At 59.3% G+C, this 6,391-nt stretch carries 7 protein-coding genes and 1 pseudogene; all 8 read right to left on the bottom strand.

The annotated features are described in order from the left end of the window. Positions 1 to 8: 8 nt before the first annotated feature. A complete protein-coding gene (locus EN993_RS08945; protein WP_127262977.1) occupies positions 9 to 1,025 on the bottom strand; it encodes a phage major capsid protein in 1,017 nt (338 codons plus the stop codon). A 23-nt stretch (positions 1,026 to 1,048) separates the two neighbouring features. Beyond that, positions 1,049 to 2,185, bottom strand: a complete 1,137-nt coding sequence (locus EN993_RS08950; protein WP_127373614.1) for a hypothetical protein — start codon at positions 2,183 to 2,185, stop codon at positions 1,049 to 1,051. A 124-nt stretch (positions 2,186 to 2,309) separates the two neighbouring features. Further along, positions 2,310 to 2,969 (bottom strand): DUF1353 domain-containing protein, encoded by a 660-nt coding sequence (locus tag EN993_RS08955; RefSeq protein ID WP_164757585.1) that lies wholly within the window; start codon positions 2,967 to 2,969, stop codon positions 2,310 to 2,312. Positions 2,970 to 3,042: 73 nt separating this feature from the next. Continuing rightward, the gene (locus EN993_RS08960; RefSeq protein ID WP_127262980.1) at positions 3,043 to 3,369 is read right to left on the bottom strand and encodes a hypothetical protein; all 327 of its coding nucleotides are present in this window, start codon (positions 3,367 to 3,369) and stop codon (positions 3,043 to 3,045) included. After that, positions 3,369 to 3,620: a hypothetical protein gene (locus EN993_RS08965; protein WP_127262981.1), complete on the bottom strand. Its 252-nt coding sequence runs from the start codon at positions 3,618 to 3,620 to the stop codon at positions 3,369 to 3,371. The genes EN993_RS08960 and EN993_RS08965 overlap by 1 nt, the downstream gene beginning before the upstream one ends. Further along, positions 3,610 to 5,967, bottom strand: coding sequence for a hypothetical protein (locus tag EN993_RS08970; RefSeq protein WP_127262982.1), 2,358 nt, complete (start codon positions 5,965 to 5,967; stop codon positions 3,610 to 3,612). The genes EN993_RS08965 and EN993_RS08970 overlap by 11 nt, the downstream gene beginning before the upstream one ends. Then, entirely contained in the window at positions 5,967 to 6,155 is a 189-nt protein-coding gene (locus tag EN993_RS08975; protein WP_127262983.1) for a hypothetical protein, read from the bottom strand. The genes EN993_RS08970 and EN993_RS08975 overlap by 1 nt, the downstream gene beginning before the upstream one ends. Continuing rightward, positions 6,152 to 6,391 (bottom strand): annotated as a pseudogene (locus tag EN993_RS08980) (terminase); the annotation flags it as partial. The gene EN993_RS08975 and the pseudogene EN993_RS08980, both read right to left, overlap by 4 nt.

Here is a 6,391-nt window from a genome sequence, read left to right on the forward strand (position 1 = left end):
GGTCCTCCTTATGCGGCCGGGTTGGAGTCGTAGAACTTCCACTGGAAGAGCGGATTCGTCATGGTCACCTCGCCCATGAAGCCGATGTACTGGACAACGGCATCCTGGTTGATCGGGACCATCGCCTTGCCGATCTTGTTGAAGTTCCGTTCTGGGTGGTAGCGGACCCAAAGATTGTCGGTGTCCAGACCATAGGTCGTGTTCGCCGGCATGTTGGAACCGATGCCACCTTCAAGCACGATGTCGGCCGAGCGGCCGGCGCCGAAGTACTTCAGGGACGTGAAGCCGAGCTTGCCTAGCCCAGACACGTCATTGACGCGCTGGATGGCCACAGTGGCCGCATCGTAGGCCGCATAATGCTCTGCCGACATGAGCAGCAGGTCAGCGGCTTTCTTGCCGCGTGCGCGCTGCGTCATGATGCGGTTGAGCATCGGGCGGACGGTGGTTGCGGTGACCTGGGTGCCGATGTCGGTCGCGAACGAATTCGCGTCGAACACCGATGTACGCCAGATCGCATTGGCGCCGCGATCGATGCCGGCATAGGTGCCGGAATTGTTCACGGTCGGAACAGCCAGCTGCAGGCCGCCAAGCTCGCGGCCGCCGAAGCGGGTGCCGTTGCCATGGAGCGAGATGTCGACCTCATCTTCCAGCTCGCTTTCGGCGGCTGCGATGTGGCTTTCCATCATGTCCAGAAGCTGGTTTTCGCCCTCGTTGTTGAGGATGTCCTCATTGGCGAGGGTGATGGCGACGGCAACCATTTTCGGGGTGTACTCGGCGTCGTTGAACAACTCGGTCGGCACCGGGTTGAGGAACCCGAAACCGTTATACCAGACGGCCGATCCGGTCTTCGTGTAGAGAAGACGTTCACGGATGCGCGGGCCGGAATACTCCTTGAACTTGCCCTTGCTTTGAAGCACGTGCAGCAGAGCGCACGAGTTGGAAACCAGGTCCTGGTAACCCGAGGATCGATCCTCAAGCGCCAGAGACAGGATCTCCTGGTTCTTTTCGACTGAAGTAAGAGGCATCTCGCCCCTCCTTTATGACCGGATCATCCAGCTTGGGCTGCGGCCCGCCGGAGTGCATCCTTGATTGAGGTGGAGGCTCGCTTCGTTGCCGGGTCTGAGCCGGCCGAGGGTGCGCCTGTGACGGATTTCTGGCCCTTCAGGGTCTGAGCCTGCGGGTCTGGAGCGGTGCGCGTCTGAGGCGCTGCTTGAGCTGTTGTGGCTGGAGCCGGGTTCATCCGTTCTGCCAGCGAATATGCTTCGGCCAAGTCCTTGGTCTTGCCGGACTTGATAAAGAAGGCGATGTCTTCGGCCAATTCCTCGAACCGGGGATGTTCGGCCGCGAATTTTTCCACTGCGGCGCCGGTGCGCTCGACATGCTGTTGCTGGATCGAGGTGGTCACGCCACCGACCTGCTGCTTTAACGAGGCAATCTCCTGCCGAAGCTCGCGCACCGTGGCATCGTTCTGGCCCTGCACCTCGTCGGGCTTCTGCCCCATGACGTGCGCCGCCAGTTGGCGCAGCGAGACACCAGCATAGTCGCAAACCGCCTCGATGCCCTTCAGCGGATTGGTGAGAAGGGTCCGCTCCAGATTGGTGTAGCGGGTCATCGCATCGCGCAGCGACGTGTTGTTCTTCTTCGCTAGATCGTCGAAGTCCTTGACCTGTTCGTAGGCCTCGGCCGAGACGCGGTGCTTTTCGATACCGGCCTCGAGCTCGCGGATAGAGCGGTGCACGGCTGCTTTGACGGGCTCTGGAGATTTCTCCCATTCCGCCATCGCCGCAGCATCGCTCTTGAAGCGTGCCGGAGCCTCGTGATGAGCGGTCTTGGGAGCCGTTTCAGCGGGTTTTTCGACCGTGGCGGCAGTTTCCACCGCCTTCCCTGACTTCGGGTCTGGTAGTGCCTTGTCCGCTGTCTTGTCGGCTGGTTTCGACTGGATCGGAGGGGCTTTCTTATCAGCGTCCGATATCTCCGCCTTGGCCTTTTCCGCCACCTTTTCGGCAGCAGCTTTTAGAGCTTCCCGAGCGGTAGGAGCCTTCTTTTCCTCAGCCTTCGGATCGGACTTTGCTTCGGCCTTGGGAACCTCGGAATTGACAGGCGCCGGCGGGGCGACAGTCTCGACTTCGGGTGCAACAGTAGTGGTCTCGGCGGGCGCTGATGCGCCTCCGTTCAGGTCTTCCATTGGATTGCTCCGTCTGAGGGATTGCAGATAAAAGAGCGCACGACGCGGCGCGATTGCGTCACGGAATTCTGCGTGATCAAAATCTAATTCGGCTGATTATTTCGCTGAGAAAGCCGAAGGGATTTTAGTTCTTAATTATCGACGAGTGCCCAAGTATTCTCGTTAAAACTTTGTCGGCGTCACGGCCAAGAGGTAGATCGCCGCCTTGAACCTGGGCTCGTACGTACGCCTCAATCTTCGCCATGTCTTCTTCGCTGTACGCGTTCTGCGGATACCCATGGGGTATGCCCTCGCGGAACTCCATGATGCACGTAAATCCGTTGATTCCTGTCGTGCACACACGTACGTGGCTAGGAGGGTCTGCGACCGTCCAGCGTGGACCAAAGTTGAAAACACCAAGGTACAGGATTTCGGCTTCTATCGGGCCTACGTCCGAGGCAATCATGGCGTCATAAAACATCTGGTGCACGTCCCACCATGGGGTGGTTTCTTTATCGCATTCATAATCATGAATGACAGAGGCGTTCCGATACTTACCCTCGAACGGCCCGCCTATTATGCTCCAGAGGGGCTTTGGAATTGAAGCTCCATCTACCTCGGTTCCACTAGGCACGTTCCACTGTTTGTTGTTGTCATCATCAAACTCGTAGGGCTGCAAAAGCCTTATCTTGCGTCCGTCGTCTAGAAATTCGGCTTGGAAGCTTCCAACGAAATGACCGGCTCCAGCCGTTGAAACCTGTAACAACACAGCAATTGCAGACAAAATAATGCGCGACGTTCGCATGAGACTTCGCCCCTCCGCCATTTGTCTATCGATGGTAGGACTCTACCGAATGGTTGACAACGCAGCTTGGAGATCAGTTGCTTGTGGTTCTCTCGCCGCGCTCGAACCGGGCTTTTGCCTTTTGAACGCTATCCTTGATCGCCTTGCGGTCGACCTTGGGCTTCGGCTTCCGGCGATACCGCGCCGGATCGTTTCCGATCTCCTCGACACCAGCGGCGCGATAGGTCGCGCGCAGTGCCGATTTCGAGGTGTAGTAATTGCCGTCCAGCATCGACTGCGTTTCAGGCATCGTATCGGTGCTGATCATCGGCGCCGGAAGTGCTGAACGCTTTGGCCTGGCGGTTTCCACCTTGCGGAACACCTGCCGGCCGTTGCCGAGATCAATCCATGCGTAGGTCATCAGAGGCCGCTGGTCCGCTTCAGCGTTTGCGCGAGGATCGGATTGACCTGCGTCATCGCCAGCTTGTGACCGTCAAAAACACCGGCGTTGATCTGCCGGGCGATTTCTTTGGCCTGTTCGCCCGGCAGCCCGACCGCCATCAGCGAGGCGGCGTTGCCATTGGTGAGCCCGGCATTCATCTGCCGGGCAACCTCGATCGCCACTGGATAGCTCATCCCTCCCCGGCAGAGTTCATCAGCGCTAACTGGCATGGGGTGATCCTTTCTGGGCCTTGGCGGCAGCATCGGCTGCCTTCTTGGCATCCTGGCCAGCGGTGTGATCGGCCATCTCCTGCGGTGAAAGCGTGATGCCGGCTTGTTGCGCCATCTGGGCTTGCCCTTCTGGCGGCAGATCCTTGAATGCGATTGATTCGGATGGGCCTTTGGTCTCGACTGCGGCGGCAGGCTCTGGCGTCTGTAGCGCGGCGAGTTCGAGGCGCCTGATCTGCAGTTCCACGGCGCTCTTTTCCATGTCTTGCTGATGCTTTTGCGCCGCTGCCTGACCTGCCGCGATGAGGTTTTTTACCTGCAATTCAGTGGTGACGCGCTTGCTCTCCGCGTCCTGCTTTGCCGCGGCGTCCTTCAACTGCGCGTCGTGCGCGGCTTGGTACTGCTTCAGCTTCTGATCGGCCGCCTTGGCATCGGCATCGGCCTTTTGCGCCGCAGCTGCCGGATCTGGTTGCGGCTGGCCAGCCGAGGCCTTCATCTTCTCGGCAAATTCATCGATGGCCGCGTCCATCGAACGGCCCGGCCGGAATGGTGCGACGGCAAATTTGAGCAATTCAGCAGCGAAAGGCGCCGTTTCTGGTTTCGACTGCACCATCGGCGCCAACTGCGCCAAGGTGGTGCCCAATGCTGAAAGAAATTCGGTACGATGCTGCTTTTCGGCATTCTCGTCGGGCTGAATGGTGCTGTCAGTCTCGATGTCGAGATTGAACGGTCGCATGCGCTGGTCCTGGAGCAAGTCCATCACCTGCTCGATGGTAACGGTTTTCTTCAGCTCCTCGACCTGCTGGCTGATCTGCTGCAACTGGCCTTGTGCCTGCTGCATGATCTGCTGTGCGGCTTCCGGGTTCTGCTTGGCCATCTGAGCGATTTCGGGATCAGACTGCGCCTGCTGAAGCTCCGCAGCGATCGACTTGCCTTGGGCCTCCAGCGCTTTCACCTGCTTCGAAATATCGGCGTTGGCGGGCAGGTCCATCTGCGCCATGTCAGCCAGCGTCTTCTGCTGGAAATTCTCGGCCATGATCTCGCCGGCAATGGCCGCGATGTCGCGGGCGATACGAACCAGTTCGTTCTGCCGGTCACGGATGCGAACCGAGCCGTATTGCGTCTTGATCTGCTGCGCACCGAGCGTTTCGTTCGGATTGCTCTCGCCGCGCATGATGTCCGACAGGCCACTGATCTGGTAGATGTCGTCGATCAGCTCCTTGCGGAGCGAGATGAGCTGGGTGATCGTCGTCGCGATCATGTCCAGCGGAAGCCAGACGATCGTATCCTTTGCGGCACCGTTGCCAAATGCTGCCCAATTCGACACCGGCACCATGACCTGGCGGTCGTTGGTCGACTTCAGTGCGGCTTCGATGGCATCGCCGATTTCACCGGCACCAGAGGGATAGAACCCCCGAACCCGAAGCCCCTGCGTCAGCGCGGAGATCCGGTTGGTGATGTCGTTGATTTCCTCGATCTGATCCTTGTAGAACAGATAATCCGGGACCGGGATCAGGCTTTCAGGCTGAAGCGTTCCATATGCCGGCTCCGGACATGGGAAGAAGCCTTCCAACGTCAGATGCGGCTCACCTTCATCGAGCACGACATCGACGCCAGGCGAGACCCAAACCACCTTGTTTTCAGACTTCGACCAGATTTCCCAGACGCGCGCCTTCAGCTTGCCATCATGGTTGTTCTTGTCGTCCTTGCGGACGGCGAACTCGGCATCCTGATAGGCATTGCCGGACGTGGCGCGGAAACGCTTCCGCATCTCCTTGCGCGTCATCCAGGCGCCACCGCCGACCCAATCAACTTCCCGCCATGTGCGGGCCGGATCATGCACGAAATCCTTGCGGTTCTTGTGGTCGATGCAAACCCGCTCGACGAAGTCGTTGTCCTTGCTCTTTGCCTCGTAGCGGAGCCATGCGCAGCCGCGATTGAGCAGGGCCAGATCGTCTCTGATACGGCGCATGACGCCGTCGATGCGCTCGCGATCGAATGTGACCACGGTGCAGCGCTCGAGGAACTCCGCCGTGGTGCGCTGCACCGGCCGGCGATCCTGAAAGCGCGGCGCAACCACCGGCACCGGGGGCCGGGAATACATCGACGGCTTAAGCACCTCGATGTTGGCCCAGAATATCTGGAATTCACGGTCGCGCGTGATGCTGGCCAAGCGGGCAAGCTCGGCATAGCGCTTCTGGATGTTGGTGCAGCGCTCCTGGTAGTCGGCGAACCCAGCCTTTTCCTGATCCTTGATGAGCTTCAACCAGCCCTTGGAGGATTTGGGTTTCAGCGACGGATCGACGGCTTCGCCATCGTCCATCACGTCGTCGTCGCTTTCGGTCGCCATTAGGCTACTACCTGCTTAGACAGCCATTCAGGCATCCGCTTGCCTTCCTCTGGCTCTGGCGCACCGTTCAGCGCTTTGAACTGATCCGCCTTCACAAACTCGCCGATGACGACATCTGCAATCAGCTCATAGCCTTGGCCGTCAGGCCCTTCGAAGCGATGGCCGGCGCGGTACAGTGGTTCGGTCATACGCGTATCCTTCGGATGCCTGCGCCGTCGTCGGGCGCACCGGGCAACATGATCTGGCCGGCCTTCGGGATTTCCTTCGGCCGCTCTTTCGGCTTGCCGGTCCATGGTCGCGACATGCAGGCATACCGAGTCTCGTCAGCAGCGTGATCTTCCTGCTTGGTGTCGAGGTCTTCCGGGTGCGCTTCGTCATGCTGGAGCGCCGGCAGTGTCCGAATGGTGTGAATGCAGGTGTCGAA

It is taken from the genome of Mesorhizobium sp. M7D.F.Ca.US.004.01.2.1, assembly GCF_003997785.1.
GTDB lineage: Bacteria > Pseudomonadota > Alphaproteobacteria > Rhizobiales > Rhizobiaceae > Mesorhizobium > Mesorhizobium loti.